The following is a 16084-nucleotide window of genomic DNA, read 5'->3' as shown; positions in this document are numbered from 1 at the left end:
GGCGGAAGCCGGACCCTTCGGCGGAAGGGCATGGCCAAGGGCTCGGTGGAGAATGTCATCACCGTTCTGAAACGAATGGGGCTGGACCCGGCAGGGTACGATATTCATATCAATTTCCCAGGCGGGACTCCGATTGACGGCCCATCTGCAGGGTTGGCAATCACGACAGCTATTGCCTCCGCCCTAAGGCGGATTCCTGTTGACCATCGGATTGCGATGACCGGCGAGATTGGCATTCATGGTATGGTCAAGCCGGTTGGGGGCGTGGTGGCCAAGGTGGAGGCCGCATTTCAAGCCGGTGCTACAACGGTTCTGATTCCAAAGGACAATTGGCAAACGTTATTTGAAGGCCTGGAAGGGCTCCGGGTTATTCCTGTGGAGTCGGTAGGCGAGGTGTTTCGTCATGTATTCGGACCGGAAATAGAGAAGGATATCGGCTTTAGCTCCGGAGGGGAGCTCTTTGCTCCCATGCCAACACCGGCTTCGTTCCTGCAGGCGAATTCTCCGTCCCCTAATGGAGGCATGTAGGCATTTCGGCATTGCAAGGGCGGTTGCGGTTTGCGCGGCCGCCTTCATTGGTGTTTTAAGATCACTTTTGCTAAAATAGGTATGAAATTACGAAGAAAAATGAGTTCAAGATGCGAGGCCGTTTTTTCATTAGAATCTGCTGCGTGAACAAAGGCCGGATTTTGAACATTACTGAAGGGAACGTTGGAGGTGCATAGCGATGGGACCCCATAAAATGAAAGGCCGTCGTTTTCCTTTGCTGCCGCTCCGCGGCCTGCTCGTGTATCCGAGCATGGTGCTGCATTTGGATGTCGGGCGTGACAAGTCCGTAAAGGCGCTGGAAAAAGCGATGGTCGATGACAACTTAATTCTCCTGTGTTCTCAATCGGAAGTGAACATTGAAGAGCCGACCCAAGAAGATATTTTTCGTATCGGGACGGTCGCCAAGGTTCGTCAGATGCTTAAGCTCCCTAACGGGACCATCCGTGTATTGGTGGAAGGGATGGAGCGGGCGGAAATTGTAGAATACCTGGATAATGAGGAGTACTATGAGGTGTTGGCTAAGGAACAGCCGGAAGAGGAGTCCGACGATCCTGAGGTTGATGCTCTTATGCGTACAGTACTTACTCAGTTCGAACATTATATCAATCTGTCCAAGAAAGTGACTCCGGAGACATTGGCAGCTGTATCGGACATTGAGGAGCCTGGACGGCTTGCTGATGTAATTACGAGCCATTTGTCTCTGAAGATTAAGGATAAACAAGAAATTCTTGAAACGATCGAGGTTCGGATGCGGCTGGAGAAGCTGCTGGATATTCTGAACAATGAGCGTGAAGTGCTTGAACTGGAGCGGAAGATCAGTCAGCGGGTCAAAAAGCAAATGGAGAAGACCCAGAAGGAATATTATCTCCGTGAGCAGATGAAGGCGATCCAGAAGGAGCTGGGCGAAAAGGAGGGCCGTGCCGGAGAGGTCGAGGAGCTTCGGGCGCAATTAGAAGAGAAGAACCTTCCCGAAAAAGTGCGTGAGAAGACGCTCAAGGAGATCGATCGTCTGGAGAAGATGCCCGCCAGCTCTGCGGAGGGCGGAGTTATCCGCAATTACGTGGATTGGCTGCTGAGTCTTCCATGGAGCAATAAAACCGAGGATGATCTGGATCTGACGAAGGCGGAGCAAGTGCTGGATGAGGATCATTATGGACTGGAGAAGCCGAAAGAACGTGTCCTGGAATATTTAGCAGTTCAGAAGCTGGTGAAGAAGCTGAAGGGGCCGATCCTTTGTCTCGTCGGTCCGCCCGGAGTGGGTAAGACCTCTTTGGCTCGATCCATTGCCCGTTCGCTAGGCAGGGAGTTTGTACGAATTTCCCTCGGTGGGGTGAGAGATGAGGCGGAGATTCGCGGACATCGTCGTACCTATGTCGGAGCGATGCCGGGCCGGATCATCCAGGGGATGAAAACCGCCGGAACGCTGAACCCTGTTTTTCTGCTTGACGAGATTGACAAGATGGCCTCGGATTTCCGGGGAGATCCTTCTTCGGCCTTGCTTGAGGTGCTGGATCCAGAACAGAACAATACATTCAGCGATCATTTTGTAGAGGTTCCGTTTGACCTGTCCAATGTGATGTTTGTGACGACAGCGAATGCGGTACATAACATCCCCCGTCCTTTGCTGGATCGTATGGAAATGCTCTATATTCCGGGTTACACCGAGCTGGAGAAGCTGCAGATCGGCACAAGATACTTGCTGCCTAAGCAGAAGCGCGAGCACGGTCTGGAGCCGGATCAGCTGCAAATTGGCGAGGAAGCGCTGCTTCGCACCATTCGGGAGTACACCCGCGAATCAGGGGTTCGGAATCTGGAGCAGCAGATTGCTGCGTTATGCCGAAAGGCAGCCAAGAAAATTGTATCCGAAGATCAGGAAACACTGGCTATAGGACCGGAAGAGATCAAGGATTATCTGGGAGTTCCGAAGTTCCGTTATGGGGTTGCTGAATTAGAGGACCAGATCGGAACAGTGACCGGGCTCGCCTGGACCGAGGTTGGCGGTGAAACATTGGTCATTGAGGTTACAGTGGTTCCGGGCAGCGGAAAGCTGATTCTGACAGGGAAATTGGGCGACGTGATGAAGGAGTCTGCTCAAGCCGCATTTAGCTATACGAGATCCAAGGCAACAGAGCTTGGAATTGATTCTGATTTTCACGAGAAAAACGATATTCATATTCATATCCCGGAGGGAGCTATTCCAAAGGATGGTCCTTCTGCCGGAATTACGATTGCTACTGCCTTGATCAGCGCTCTGACAGGACGCCACGTATCAAAGGATGTTGCAATGACTGGTGAGATCACGCTGCGCGGAAGAGTGCTGCCGATCGGAGGACTGAAGGAGAAGTCGCTTGCCGCTCATCGGGCAGGATACAAGAAAATATTGCTGCCCAAGGATAATGAGCGCGATTTGCGCGATATTCCGGATAGTGTGAAGGAAGATGTGGCGTTCGTGCCTGTGGCCCATATGGATCAGGTTTTGGAGCACGCGCTTGTGGAACAGCAGTCCGGGCCGCACTAGAGAGAGGAATGGAAGTATGAAAGTAAATCAAGCTGAATTTGTAATAAGCGCAGTCGGACCAAGTCAATATCCTGACGATGCCTTGCCGGAGATTGCTCTGGCAGGGCGTTCCAATGTAGGGAAGTCTTCCTTGATCAACCGAATGATTAACCGGAAGAATCTGGCCCGTACGAGCTCTACGCCAGGCAAGACGCAGCATCTGAATTATTACCGGATTAATGAGGACTTGTATTTTGTGGATTTCCCCGGCTACGGCTATGCCAAAGTGTCGAAGACCCAGCGTCAGGCTTGGGGAGGCATGATTGAAAAGTATTTGCTTGAGCGTGAGACGCTCAGACTTATCCTGTTGATCATTGACCTTCGTCACCCGCCGTCAAAGGATGACGAACTGATGTATGATTGGCTCAAGCATCATGACTTACCTGTATGCGTTGTTGCTACCAAGGCGGATAAAATTCCTAAGTCCCGCTGGCAGAAGCATATGAAGATCATTCGGGATGCGCTTGTGCTGCGGGCCGGAGATCAACTGATGCTCTTCTCTTCGGAGGCGGGAATCGGGAGAGACGAGCTATGGGAACAGATTAATTCCTTTATCGAGGACGGTGCAGAGCAGCAAGAAGAGGACAACTTGTAGCCTAATCAGGTATACAGCCCCAAATCGATGGATCAAGAAGGGATTTGAAGCAGGAATGGCAGGAAAGTGAGCATACTGCGATAATTTTGCATGTAAAAACGGCTCAAACCGATTTTTCCTGAAATATGCCGCAATTTTACGATTTACCTGTTGAGCAAGGAGTCAGAGTTATATTGTATAATTACTGTATATAATTGCTAAATTGAAGAATTGAGGAGATTTTTATGGCTCAGCGGTTAGCCACAGAGTATGTAAACGCCAGTATGTGTTTGTCGGAAGCCCAGATGTCGCAGTTTATTCATAAGGTGTACGATCCTCATGTCCGCCAGCGGGTGAAAGTGCTGGATAACGGCAGTCAAGAGGTGGTGCTGGAGGATGACGGCGGGGAGGAAGTTCATCTGCCTTTTGACCTGAGAGACGGTAACTATGTCTGTGAATTATCTTTCCGCTTGGAGACGCCCCATTTGACCAATGTTATGAGATTGCTCTTTGCTGCCTTTAAGGGCTCAGGCATGGTCACCAGAATCTTTAACGGATTCATGATGATGTATTATTATGAAAATGGCAGAGTGCGTAAAATCGTCGAGTATTCGAGAGAATCGTACAAATTAGTGTTCGAGCTCAAGGATACCCTTGCTGAACTTCAGAGCATATATCGCAACGAAGCCATTGAACAGGAAATTGAGTCGATCCACACCCGGATCAATCAGCTTCTGGATCAGCGGTTTGTAGCAAGCCAGCCGAAAGTGCTCGACCGGATTGACGACGAGCTTCGGAATTGCTCGCGCCGGCTCTTTGCACTTGAAGCTTAACAAGTACAGTTATACAGAATAAAGATTCTTCAGGGGAATCCTTGAAGGATCTTTTTTTTGTAAGGTTAAATCGGATGGGGCAGCCGGATTGACGGATGTAGTCCAAATAACCTACAATAATTTGGAAGTATGGGAACATACAAGGATATCGGATAACATGACGGGATGATAGGATTGGAGGCGGATAATGAGTCGATGGTGGTTTAAAAAACAGGTACTTTCTTATCTGCCGTTGTTATTATTAATTATCTTTGTGCTGTTAGGAGCAACCTTCCTGTCGACTGTCCAGCAATCCAAACAAGATGTTGTTCGTGCCAATGGGGTATTTGCAGAGCATGTTCAGCAGAGCGTTGATTTCAACCTCAAGGCGGTTGAGACGCAGGTTTTGAATGCGGCGCTGCAGAATGAAAAGCTCGCAGCCTATTTTTATGAGAAGGAACTTGGCGAACGATATTTCTATAAGTACGAAATCTCTAGAGAACTGGATAAGATCAAGCTGTCATTACCATTAATTGATTCGATCTATCTGTATCGCGCCGCGGATGAGACCGTGTTGTCTGATACGATGAATTTGCCGCTGGACAAGCATGGTGATCAGGCATTTATTCGAAATTGGCTGGAACGCAGCGAGCGGGATCACAAATGGTCGGATGCACGATCACTTCGTAACAAATATTCAGACCAGTCCAGAGATGTCGTCTCGTTAGTAAGCGATTACCCTCCTCCCAAGGGTGAGAGCGGACTTATTGTTGTGAATGTGAAGGTATCCGAGCTGCAGCAACTGGTTGCAGAAATGAACCAGGCGGCGGATATTAGCAGTGCAAGATTAATTGGCAGCAATGGCCGGGAAATCTTCAAATCTTCGCTCCCGGACAAGATGGAGGAATTGCATCACATTGTATCGGACTATACAGGCTGGACGATCGCCACGGGCATCCAGGATGGCTCGGTTTATACCTTCACCTCGGGGCTGTTCACCTTGATGCTTGGGATATCCGTTATTTTATTGATATTGGGCATCGCCTGGATCGTCTATACAGCACGCAGTCAATACAAGCCAATTCATACGATCATGCAGCGCATTGTTTACTTTCACTCAGCCCAACATGAGATTTTCCAGCCGCAGTCGCAGCCGACCAAGGATGAGCTGAAAATTATCGAAGAGGCTTTCCAGCATCTCACTAGACAGGTACTCGAATATGAGCGCGAACAGGAAGAAAGCTTGATATTCAAGCGTCGGCACAAGCTGCGTGAGTTGGTTGCCGGCACCGAAATCTGGAATCGGGATGAATGGAAGAAGGAAGCTGCCAAGCTGAAAGTATGTGATTTTTCCAAACAGCTGTCAGTTGGGATTGTTGAGATCGACCATTATGGGGATTTTGCCGATCGTTATTCTACACGTGATCAGTTTTTATTTCAGTTTGTTATGAATAGTGTAGTACGAGAACTCTCGGGTCAACATGCGGTGAATATATGGGCGGAGTGGCTGGAGGGTCCAAGGATGACGATTTTGCTGGTCGACACGGACGGAACCGAGCCGCTTGCTCAAGGGGATTCGTTGAATAGGAATGGAATGGAAGCGCTTCAGGGGAGGGTCTATGCGATTGCTGCTCAGCTGTCCGACTGGGTCAGAAGCAATCTTGATTTCACGGTCTCGATTGGACTCAGCAGGGTGATCTCGGATCCGGAGCAGCTGTATCTGATTCATGCGGAGGCTCAGGAGGCTCTGAATGATAAGTTCATTCAAGGCAGTGGACGTGTGATTGCTTATGAAGAACTGCAAGTTGAAAGTCAGCGAGAGGTTTATAGACTGATTCCAAAGATTCGTTCCCTCACTCACGCCTATCGGATTGGTGAAGAGCGCTGGAAGGACGAGCTGCATTTGCTGTTCCAGGAACTGATTGCTGGCGGCTTCGCGAAGAGCGATGTATACTATCTGATTAATCATATTACCCAGATGCTGCGCAGAGAATTGATGGAGTTCTCTGAAGAGGGACAGTCGCTATGGAATAATGATCTGTATCCGGTTCTGGAGCGTATATTACAAGGGATGGAGACGATTGAAGAGACCAGGCAGCAACTCACGGCTTTGTTTACCGAGATGGACGGCCGGCTTGCGGAATACCGCGAGTCGCGCAAGCATCATAGCCGAATGCAAGAGGTGCGACATTATATTGAGCAGCACTATGCGAATCCGGATCTTTCACTGAGTATGCTGGAGGAGCAATTTGGGATTAGCGGCAAATACATGAGCGCCTTGTTTCGTGAAGAAATCGGCGATAAATTTGTTGACTTCCTGGCCAAGGTTCGCCTGAGTCATGCGGAGCATCTGCTGCTGGAGACGAATGAGGCGATTCAGCAGATTGCACTGCAAGTAGGGTATACGAATCCGATGACCTTTATTCGCAGCTTCAAGAAGCATTATGGCATGACACCTGGTGATTATCGCAAGCAGGAAAATCAATTGCTTTGAGCCTGTTCAGTTATCCGATATGGATGACTGATACAGGCTTTTTTTCTGCGAGTCAGCAGTTTTTTGTAAAAACGTCTATCCTCTGGATTTAACGCAATTATGAATAAGGTAAATATTCTACCAAATGGCGATAAGCAGAAACTTGATGATTGCTCATCAAGAAGTCGCTGTCCTATAGTCGATGTATGGGTGGTACCACATCATAAGCAAAATTGTTCTTAATTCTTCTGATTAAGGATTGAAGGAGGTTGCCTGTGGCAGACTCAACTGGCGGTGCACTGGAGTTGCGTAATCATGTCCAGCGCCGACGTGAGACCAAGCGGAGATTCAGAGAAAACCTGCCGTTGCTCTCATTATTTGTGCCTGTACTCCTGTTCTACGTGATCTTCAAGTATGTACCGATGTTCGGCGCAATCATGGCGTTCAAAAACTACAACTTTACAGACGGCATTCTTCATAGTCCATGGATCGGGTTGGACAACTTCAAGATTCTTTTCAGCAACCCGCAGACAATTAACATTATTCGTAATACACTGGTGCTTAGCGTATTGAATATTGTTGTCGGCTTCCCGATTCCGATCCTGCTCGCTATTCTGCTCAATGAAGTACGCAGACAATGGTTCAAAAAATGGGTGCAGACGCTCGTTTATCTTCCGCATTTCTTCTCATGGGTAATCGTTGGCGGGATCGTAGTGACGATGTTTGCCGAGCAAAATGGGATTATTAATGCCGTTCTGGAGCGGATGACGGGCAATACCTTTCCCTTCCTCTACGATGAGGGGTCCTGGATTACAATTTTCCTCGGAGCTGGTATCTGGAAGGAAGCCGGATTTAGCACGATTATCTTCTTGGCTGCTATCACAAGCATCGACCCTTCTCTCTACGAGGCGGCAAGTATGGATGGTGCCAGTAAATGGCGGCAGATCATCAATATAACCTTGCCTGGAATTAGTGCTACAATCGTTCTGCTGCTGATTTTACAGATGGGCAGTGTGATGAGTGTAGGCTTCGATCCTGTGTATGTCCTGCAGAATTCCGGGGTGTACAACGTATCGGAGGTTATCAGTACTTATATCTACAAGGTAGGTATTCAAGGCGGACAGTTCAGCTTAACCTCGGCTATGGGCTTGTTCGAATCCATCGTGGGCTTTGTGCTGGTGTTCAGCGCCAATCTGGTCGCTCGGAGATTCGGCAATGGCCTGTGGTAGAGACCATATGCAATCAGAAAGCTGCTGATACAGAGGGAGGAAGAGAGGGGCCATGAGAACAACACGAGGTGAAAGATGGTTCTATGCATTTAATTACGTGATACTGACATTGGCTGGACTCAGTTGCTTGCTGCCGCTTATTCATCTGATGGCTGTATCCTTGAGTGATAATCATGCAATCCTGTCCGGGACTGTTACGCTGTGGCCGGTGGGCTGGAGCTTCGAGACTTATCGCTCGCTGTTTGTGGGCACGCGAATTGTGGAAGCGTTTACGAACAGTGTCATTCTTACAGTTGTCGGGGTAGGTCTGAGTATGCTCTTTACGATCATGGCGGCCTATCCGTTATCCAAACGGTATTTCTATGCACGGAGAACACTTACGTTGATCATTGTCTTCACCATGCTATTCGGCGGCGGAACGATCCCGACCTTTCTCGTCCTGAAGGCATTGGGGCTGATCAACAGTTATTGGGCATTGTGGCTGACGGGGCTGGTTAGCACGTACAATATGCTGGTCATGCGAACCTTCTTCGAAAGCATTCCTGAAGAGGTGATCGAGTCGGCCAAGATAGATGGTTGCGGAGAGTACCGACAGCTGCTGCGAATCGTACTGCCATTATCTATGCCGGTCATTGCAACCTTGACGCTATTCTATGCGGTCGGTTATTGGAATTCCTTTTACAGTGTGATGATTTTTATTCACGATACGACCAAATATAACCTTGCAGTGATGGTTCAACAGATGGTGCAGAGTCAGACGATGCTGCAGGAGATGAATAATCTCCAATCGGAGAGTGTGCAGCAGATGACCCCGGAATCAATCAAGGCCGCTGCATTGTTCGTGATGCTCATTCCGATGCTGCTCGTATATCCTTTTCTGCAGAAGTATTTCGTTAAGGGTGTCATGATTGGTGCGGTCAAGGGTTAACTGCAGGAATTGTCTTGCTGTTTGTTACGGCAAAGCATATTAATAAATGGGGGTTGTAAGATGAAGATGAGGAATAAAAGTGTATTGCTGATTGCAACGACTATGCTGATCGTGTTAGTGCTCGCTGCATGCGGAACAGGGAATAATAAGTCAGCCGCAGGAGACAAGTCTGTGAATGGGGACAAATCAGCTGCTGATCGCAGTACAATTACCGTTACCTTGTATGATCGTGGTAATGTGCCGCCGGCAGCTGGTACGGTGGACGACAACATCTGGTCCAAATGGATTAATGAGCATAGTCCTGTAGGGGTTGATTTCATTCCATTCCCGCGCTCAGAGCAGGTACAGAAGCTGAATCTGCTGTTCGCATCGGGAGATGCACCCGATCTGATTCTGGAGTATGACGGCAACTTCCTCAATCAGCTGTATGGGCAGAAGCAGCTGCTGAAGCTCGATGACCTGATTGCTAATCACAGCACCACCTACAAGAAGATGACGGAGGAATTCCCGCAGTTGCTCACTCTCGGACAGATGGATGATGGCGGTACCTATCTGGTAGGCCGGATCCTGGGTATGAAGACGAATGACTACATGCTGATTCGCAAGGATTGGCTGGATAAGCTGCAACTCGAAATGCCGACCACGACGGAGCAACTCTATGAGGTGGCTAAGGCATTCCGTGAGCAAGATCCGGATGGGAACGGAGAGAAAGACACATTCGGTATGAACATGGGCGGCAATAATGCAGAATCTGTCATCAATGCGATGTTCAATAATGGAAGCCGTTTTGTACAGGACGGTCAACTGGTTAATCCAACAGTAGGCGAGCAGGCTAAGGCAGCAGCGGATTTCCAGAAACGCTTGTTTGAGGAAGGCATCGTGGATAAGGACTTCCTGACAGATAAGACGGGCGAAGTTGCCAAGCAAACTTGGGTAAGCGGGAAGCTGGGCATTTATCTGTCGAGCAGCGGGATTGACAATGCCTTGCTGCTGGAAGCATACAAATCCTTGTTGAAGAATGATCCCGGAGCGGTGATTGAGCCAGTTCCGCTGCCAGAAAGCCAATATGGCGCGTTTAATCCCAAATATAAATCACCGATTCAGATGACTGGCGCTATCAATGCCAATGCCAAGGATCCGGAAGCTGTTATGCAATATATTGATTTCCTGGTAGATCAAGACACGGCCATGACACTCAAGAACGGGATAGAGGGTGTTCACTATAACAAGGATGCAGACGGTGTTGCGATCCCGATTGATGCGGAGAAGAATAAAGCTGAACTCGTAGGCATGCTTGATTTCAATATGCTGAGCTTTATCGGCACATTGCCGGAGAAGGAGCAGGCTGAGGTCAAGCTCAACATGGATATCCCGGAAGAGAAGGGGTTTAGTGAGCTGATTGATTCTGCACATGCAGCATTTCTTAATCCGGATCGGCCATACGCACATCCGGTTATCAACTGGCCAGGCTTGCCGTCGGATCTGCAAGTGATAGCCAAAAATACGGAAACCATCGGTGATATCTGGAGAAAGTCGATTGTCAGCGGCGATAAATATACGACCGATCAGGCGCTCGCTGATGTACAGGCGCTGTGGAACAGTGCTGGCGGGACCAAGATTGATGAATACTTCAGCAATTGGCTTAAGGAGAAGGCAGACAATGTGCTTTACATCAGTGATTTTCAGCAGTAAACTGCCATGCAGGCTGCTTAGTGATGAGGAGAGAAGGGGAGAAACCGACGATGCAAGCTAATCTTGGATTTCCAATCGAATCGAGCAAGCGCATTTATCGCCATCCAGCTAATCCGGTGCTTGCACCCAAGGATGTGCCCTATGGTCCGGCAATGGTCTTCAATGCGGGGGTTGCCAAATTTCAGGGCAAGTATGTGATGGTATTCCGCAATGACTACGGCAATGAGCAGGGGGAGCAGGTATACCCGAGCCATACCACGAATCTGGGGCTGGCTTTCAGTGAGGATGGGGTAGACTGGAAGGTCGAGCCGACTCCATGCTGGAGCTGGCATGATGAGGAGGTTCAGCGAGTGTATGATCCGCGGCTCACCGTGATTGAGGGTCGCTGCTATCTTTGCTTTGCAGTAGATACCAAGCATGGTATACGTGGCGGAATTGCCGTTACGGATGATTTTCAATCGTTTGAGGTACTTAGTCTGTCCGTGCCGGATAATCGAAATATGGTCCTGTTCCCTGAGAAGATCGGTGGTCAGTATGTACGTTTGGAGCGCCCGTTCACGGTATATAGCCGGGGCGGTAGGGATCGGTTCGATATGTGGCTGAGCCGCTCGAACGATCTGCGCTACTGGGGGGATTCAGAGCTGTTGCTAGCCGTGGAACAGGTCCCCTATGCGAATGACAAGATCGGCCCGGGGGCGCCTCCAATCAAGACGGAGCAAGGCTGGCTTACCACATTCCATGCGGTTGACCTGGACCCGGCACGCGGCAAGAACGGCTGGGAGCCTGCGTGGAAGAAGCGCTATACAGCAGGGATCATGCTGCTGGAGCTTGACAATCCAAGTCGCGTGCGCGGGATATACAAGTCGCCGCTCCTCGTGCCGGAGGCAGACTATGAGGTCGCAGGCGGTTTCCGCAATAATGTCATCTTCCCGGGTGGCATGCTGCTCGAAGATTCCGGCGAGGTGAAGATTTACTACGGTGCTGCCGACACGGTGGAATGTCTTGCTACAGCACATGTGGATGATTTGATTCGTCTCTGTTTGGAGCCTCAGAGCGCGGAGTAAAGTTGCTTGAACTAGAACTGCGCAGAGCTATTGGCATTATAAACAAATAGAACTGTTGGCACTGTGGACGCGTTAGTTATGCTATCGCTCCTCAGTGCCTTTATTTTTAAATAATCAGCAGGTTTCATTGAGGTATCCTAATTGCAGAGCCGGGAATATGATATGAGCGGGACAAAAAAGTATTGCATTTGTCCTGGATAGATGTTATTTTTAATCTCGTTGAAAAGAATATAGGAACCAGGATTCACTCAGGACATGTTGATGTTGCGAGAGAGTTTTCCCTCGGGAAGTGAATGACGTAGGTCCTAGCGGATGAAATTAGGTCAAACATTTTATTCCTAGGAAGGGGGAACCGAAGGTGGAATGTTCAACTTTCGGAAGACACGTTGCTGTTGATGCTTGGGGAGTGGACTTTGAGGTATTGAATAATGAGCATTTGCTTCAGGCTTTCTTAGTCGAAGCGGCGGATGTCTGCGGGGCAACTGTACTCTCTATTCAATCGAGAAAGTTTGAGCCGCAAGGCGCTACTGTGTTGGTAATGCTGTCGGAGAGTCACCTCTCGATTCATACGTATCCTGATAAAGGCTTTGCTGCAATTGATTGCTACACCTGTGGTGAGGATGTCGATCCTCAGCAGGCCGTGGAGTATCTGGTAACTGTCTTGCAAGCCGAGAAAAGCTACGCAAAAACATTGATTCGCGGAACGGGTGAGATGGAGGTTGCAACGCCTGCTTTGAATCCCGTAGAATTGGTGTAAAGCAATTCGACTCGACTTATGTAAACCAGGAAGAATTTTGCGATAATATAAATTTAACCATGGACAATATCCATGGTTATTTGTTTTGAATGTGGACGTTCATAAAACATTCATAAATTACTCACCTAATTCCAAGGGGAATTCAAATTTGGTGTGATATAATTAACATTGTTTTTGTTGATTAGTTAAATTTAACGCCTAAACTTTCAAGAGGCAGGTGAACTTTGCAATGCACATTGTAGTTGTGGGATTGAATTATCGGACTGCGCCTGTTGAGGTCAGGGAGCGTTTTGCCTTTGCAGATACAGATATGCCACAAGCGCTGGAAGAACTGAAGCGCACCAAGAGTGTATTGGAAGGTGTCATAATTGCTACCTGCAACCGGACCGAAATCTATGTGGTTGTAGACCGGTTGAATATGTGTGGTCATTTTATCCGAGGCTTTATGGAAAAGTGGTTTGGTATTCCGCGCGAGGAGTTTACCAAGCACTTATATATATATGAAGATGAACAAGCTTTACGTCATCTATTCCGAGTCACCTGTGGATTGGACTCCATGGTCCTTGGCGAGACCCAGATTCTTGGACAGGTCCGGAATGCCTTTCTGTTGGCGCAACAGCAGAAAGCGACCGGCAAATGGTTCAATATGCTGTTCAAGCAGGCTATAACGCTTAGCAAACGGGCCCATTCGGAAACAGCCATTGGCGAAAGTGCGGTCTCGGTCAGCTATGCTGCAGTTGAGCTGGGCAAGCGTGTTTTCGGAAGCTTTGAAGGCAAGCGGGTATTGATTCTTGGAGCCGGAAAGATGAGTGAGCTGACAGCGAAGCATCTAAGCGGCGCAGGAGCCGCAGAGCTTCTGGTAGCGAATCGTACCTTCGCCAAAGCCCAGGAGCTTGCCTCCAAGTTTGATGGAACGCCTTGCTCGATGCAGGAAGCGATGCAGCGCTTGTCTGAGGTGGACATCCTTATCAGCTCTACCGGAGCGGAGGGCTATGTTGTGACATCCGCCCAGGTTGCTGCGGGGATGAAGCATCGTCCTGAGCGTCCTTTGTTTATGATCGATATAGCGGTTCCCCGGGATATTGAGCCTGCAATTGCTGAACTGCATAATGTGTTTTTATACGATATTGACGATTTGGAAGGAATCGTGGAAAGTAATATGGAAATGCGGAGAGGAGAGGCCATCAAGATTGAGAGCATGATTGAGCATGAGATCTCCGTCTTTGGCAACTGGCTCCACACGCAGGGCATCAAGCCGGTGATTCAAGCTCTGCAATCCAAGTCATCCGCCATCCATGAAGCAACACTGGAAAGTCTGTTCAACAAACTTCCGGAGCTTGATGAACGGCAACGCAAGGTCATCCGCCGGCTGACCAAGAGCATTGTGAATCAGATGCTGCATGATCCGGTTAACCGGATCAAGGAGATGGCTGCGGAAGAGAATGGTCCTGAGGCGCTTGAATGGTTTACGCAAATTTTTGCGCTGGAAGAACAAATGGAAGCTTTAGGTGAGGAGAACAGCGCTGGTCAGGAATGGACCGCGAAGGAAGCGGATTCTCCGGCACCGAAGGAATTCCCGGCTGTAGTTGAGCCTTCGTTGGTTCAAGTTACTGTATAACGTGTAGTAGTCCTTGGTATGACGAATCTTTGCTCCTCAGGCTGAGCCTGCGGAGCGGAGCGTTTATACACGAGGGCTTTTTTTACATGCACGAAATTGTGTGCTCTAAAAGGATCGAAAGATCACTTTCTGAACAACCTCTGAAAGAGTCTGTCAGTGGAAAAATAAGTGTGTGTACAGTATGCTATACACATTGAGGTTGTAAGAGCGTGACAGGGGGGACACTATGCAGACTTATGTTCCATTGATGATGAAAGTGTCAGGAAGGAGCTGTATCATCATCGGGGGCGGACTCGTTGCAGAACGAAAGGCGCTTTCTTTGCTGGATGCGGATGCCAAAGTAAGGATTGTCAGCCCCGCAACAAGTGAACGGCTGCATCGTCTTTTTCTTGAAGGAGCTCTTGAATGGATTCAGCGAGGCTACCGGGAGGGTGACCTTGAGGGGGCCTTTCTGGCATACGCAGCAACAGATACACCAGAGATTAATGACGCAGTCGTTGAAGAAGCTAACCGCCTAGGAATTCCGGTGAATCATGCCGGGGATGGGGGACGAGGTTCCTTCATTACTCCGAGTGTACTGAGGCGCGGGAAGCTGGTCCTGTCTGTGTCCGCTTCGGGAAGCGGGCCGGCTGCAGCAAGCCGCTTATGCCGCGAGATTGACGAAGTCTACGGCGATGACTATGAGCTATATCTGGATGCGATGGCAATGGCGCGAACGCTGGTAAAGGCCCAGGTTCGAGACCCTCATAGAAGGTCCGTCTTGCTTGGAGTAGTTAGAGATATGGATATGCTGGCTCAGATCCGTCAGGGAACATTTACTCCGTGGAGTGAAGAAGAATGGATGAACTGGATCGAAGCTTATCGGGAGGATGATGAAGCATGAAGCGCACTATTATTGTTGGAACCAGGCAGAGTCAATTGGCTTTAACTCAAACCGGACATGTGATCAGGGCCCTGGAGCAAATTTGTGCTGAGCAAGATCTGCCATACAACTTTGAGATCAAAAAGATCGTTACGAAAGGCGACAAAATTCTGGACGTAACCTTGTCAAAGGTCGGAGGAAAGGGCCTGTTTGTAAAGGAGATTGAACAGGCGATGCTGGACGGAGAGATTGATCTGGCAGTACATAGTATGAAGGATATGCCTGCCGAGCTTCCGGAAGGCTTGATCATCGGTGCGATTCCCAAACGGGAAGACCCGCGGGATGCGCTTATCTCCCGCAACGGTCTGGAGCTGTCGCAGCTTCCTCAAGGAGCCAGGATCGGTACGAGCAGTCTGCGGCGTTCCAGCCAGCTTGCTGCGAATCGGCCTGATTTCGTGCTTGAGCCGCTTAGAGGAAATATCGATTCCAGATTGCGCAAGCTGGAAGATGAGGGGTTCGATGCCATTATTCTTGCTGCCGCGGGTTTGCTAAGAATGGGCTGGGAGGATCGAATCACCTCCTATCTGCCGCCTGAGATTTGTCTGCCTGCTGTGGGACAGGGCGCCTTGGGCATCGAATGCCGGGAAAGCGATGAGGATGTGAAGCAGTTGCTCTCCTTATACAATGATCCGGATACGGCGGTGACAGTAACGGCCGAGCGCCGTTTCCTAAACGTGCTTGGAGGAAGCTGCCAGGTGCCGATTGGAGCCTTTGCACAGCTGAATCCGGGGTCGGACAAGGAAGCACCTGCGGAAATGGTGCTGACCGGTCTGGTAGGCTCACCCGATGGAAAAGTGATTTTGAAACAATCGATGGCAGGCAATGATCCTCTCCTTCTTGGAGAGGCATTGGCAGGCAAACTGATTGCCAAAGGCGCAAATACGATATTGGCTTCTACTGGAGAGTGAT

At 49.3% G+C, this 16084-nt stretch carries 13 protein-coding genes; all 13 read left to right on the top strand.

Features of this window, described 5'->3' with window-relative positions; all coding sequences use genetic code 11:
• Positions 1 to 528, top strand: a 528-nt coding sequence (locus TX85_RS27725; RefSeq protein WP_044481769.1) for a S16 family serine protease, incomplete at its 5' end; no start/stop codon positions are given.
• A gap of 199 nt (positions 529 to 727) precedes the next feature.
• Positions 728 to 3067, top strand: coding sequence for an endopeptidase La (gene lon, locus TX85_RS20615; RefSeq protein ID WP_044481768.1), 2340 nt, complete (start codon positions 728 to 730; stop codon positions 3065 to 3067).
• A 16-nt stretch (positions 3068 to 3083) separates the two neighbouring features.
• On the top strand, positions 3084 to 3701 hold the full coding sequence (gene yihA / locus TX85_RS20610) for a ribosome biogenesis GTP-binding protein YihA/YsxC (RefSeq protein ID WP_044481767.1): 618 nt from the start codon (positions 3084 to 3086) through the stop codon (positions 3699 to 3701).
• A gap of 224 nt (positions 3702 to 3925) precedes the next feature.
• Complete coding sequence (locus TX85_RS20605) at positions 3926 to 4513, top strand: hypothetical protein (RefSeq protein WP_044481765.1); 588 nt, start codon at positions 3926 to 3928, stop codon at positions 4511 to 4513.
• 187 nt (positions 4514 to 4700) lie between these two features.
• The gene (locus tag TX85_RS20600) at positions 4701 to 6986 is read left to right on the top strand and encodes a helix-turn-helix domain-containing protein (RefSeq protein ID WP_044481764.1); all 2286 of its coding nucleotides are present in this window, start codon (positions 4701 to 4703) and stop codon (positions 6984 to 6986) included.
• Positions 6987 to 7240: 254 nt separating this feature from the next.
• Entirely contained in the window at positions 7241 to 8194 is a 954-nt protein-coding gene (locus TX85_RS20595; protein ID WP_081671827.1) for an ABC transporter permease, read from the top strand.
• A 52-nt stretch (positions 8195 to 8246) separates the two neighbouring features.
• Positions 8247 to 9122, top strand: coding sequence for a carbohydrate ABC transporter permease (locus TX85_RS20590; RefSeq protein ID WP_044481763.1), 876 nt, complete (start codon positions 8247 to 8249; stop codon positions 9120 to 9122).
• Positions 9123 to 9182: 60 nt separating this feature from the next.
• Positions 9183 to 10814 (top strand): extracellular solute-binding protein, encoded by a 1632-nt coding sequence (locus tag TX85_RS20585; RefSeq protein ID WP_044481761.1) that lies wholly within the window; start codon positions 9183 to 9185, stop codon positions 10812 to 10814.
• Positions 10815 to 10864: 50 nt separating this feature from the next.
• The gene (locus TX85_RS20580; RefSeq protein ID WP_101781204.1) at positions 10865 to 11878 is read left to right on the top strand and encodes a glycoside hydrolase family 130 protein; all 1014 of its coding nucleotides are present in this window, start codon (positions 10865 to 10867) and stop codon (positions 11876 to 11878) included.
• Between the two features lie 358 nt (positions 11879 to 12236).
• Entirely contained in the window at positions 12237 to 12635 is a 399-nt protein-coding gene (gene speD, locus TX85_RS20575) for an adenosylmethionine decarboxylase (RefSeq protein WP_044481759.1), read from the top strand.
• A gap of 229 nt (positions 12636 to 12864) precedes the next feature.
• Positions 12865 to 14253, top strand: coding sequence for a glutamyl-tRNA reductase (gene hemA, locus TX85_RS20570; RefSeq protein ID WP_044481758.1), 1389 nt, complete (start codon positions 12865 to 12867; stop codon positions 14251 to 14253).
• Positions 14254 to 14500: 247 nt separating this feature from the next.
• Positions 14501 to 15136, top strand: a complete 636-nt coding sequence (locus TX85_RS20565; protein WP_233500815.1) for a precorrin-2 dehydrogenase/sirohydrochlorin ferrochelatase family protein — start codon at positions 14501 to 14503, stop codon at positions 15134 to 15136.
• Positions 15133 to 16083, top strand: coding sequence for a hydroxymethylbilane synthase (hemC, locus tag TX85_RS20560; RefSeq protein WP_044481756.1), 951 nt, complete (start codon positions 15133 to 15135; stop codon positions 16081 to 16083). The genes TX85_RS20565 and hemC overlap by 4 nt, the downstream gene beginning before the upstream one ends.
• Position 16084 lies beyond the last annotated feature (1 nt).

It is taken from the genome of Paenibacillus antibioticophila (assembly GCF_000455265.1).
In the GTDB taxonomy this organism is placed as follows: Bacteria; Bacillota; Bacilli; order Paenibacillales; family Paenibacillaceae; genus Fontibacillus; species Fontibacillus antibioticophila.
Note: the sequence above shows the minus strand (reverse complement) of the source record. Positions and strands in the feature narration are given on the sequence as shown.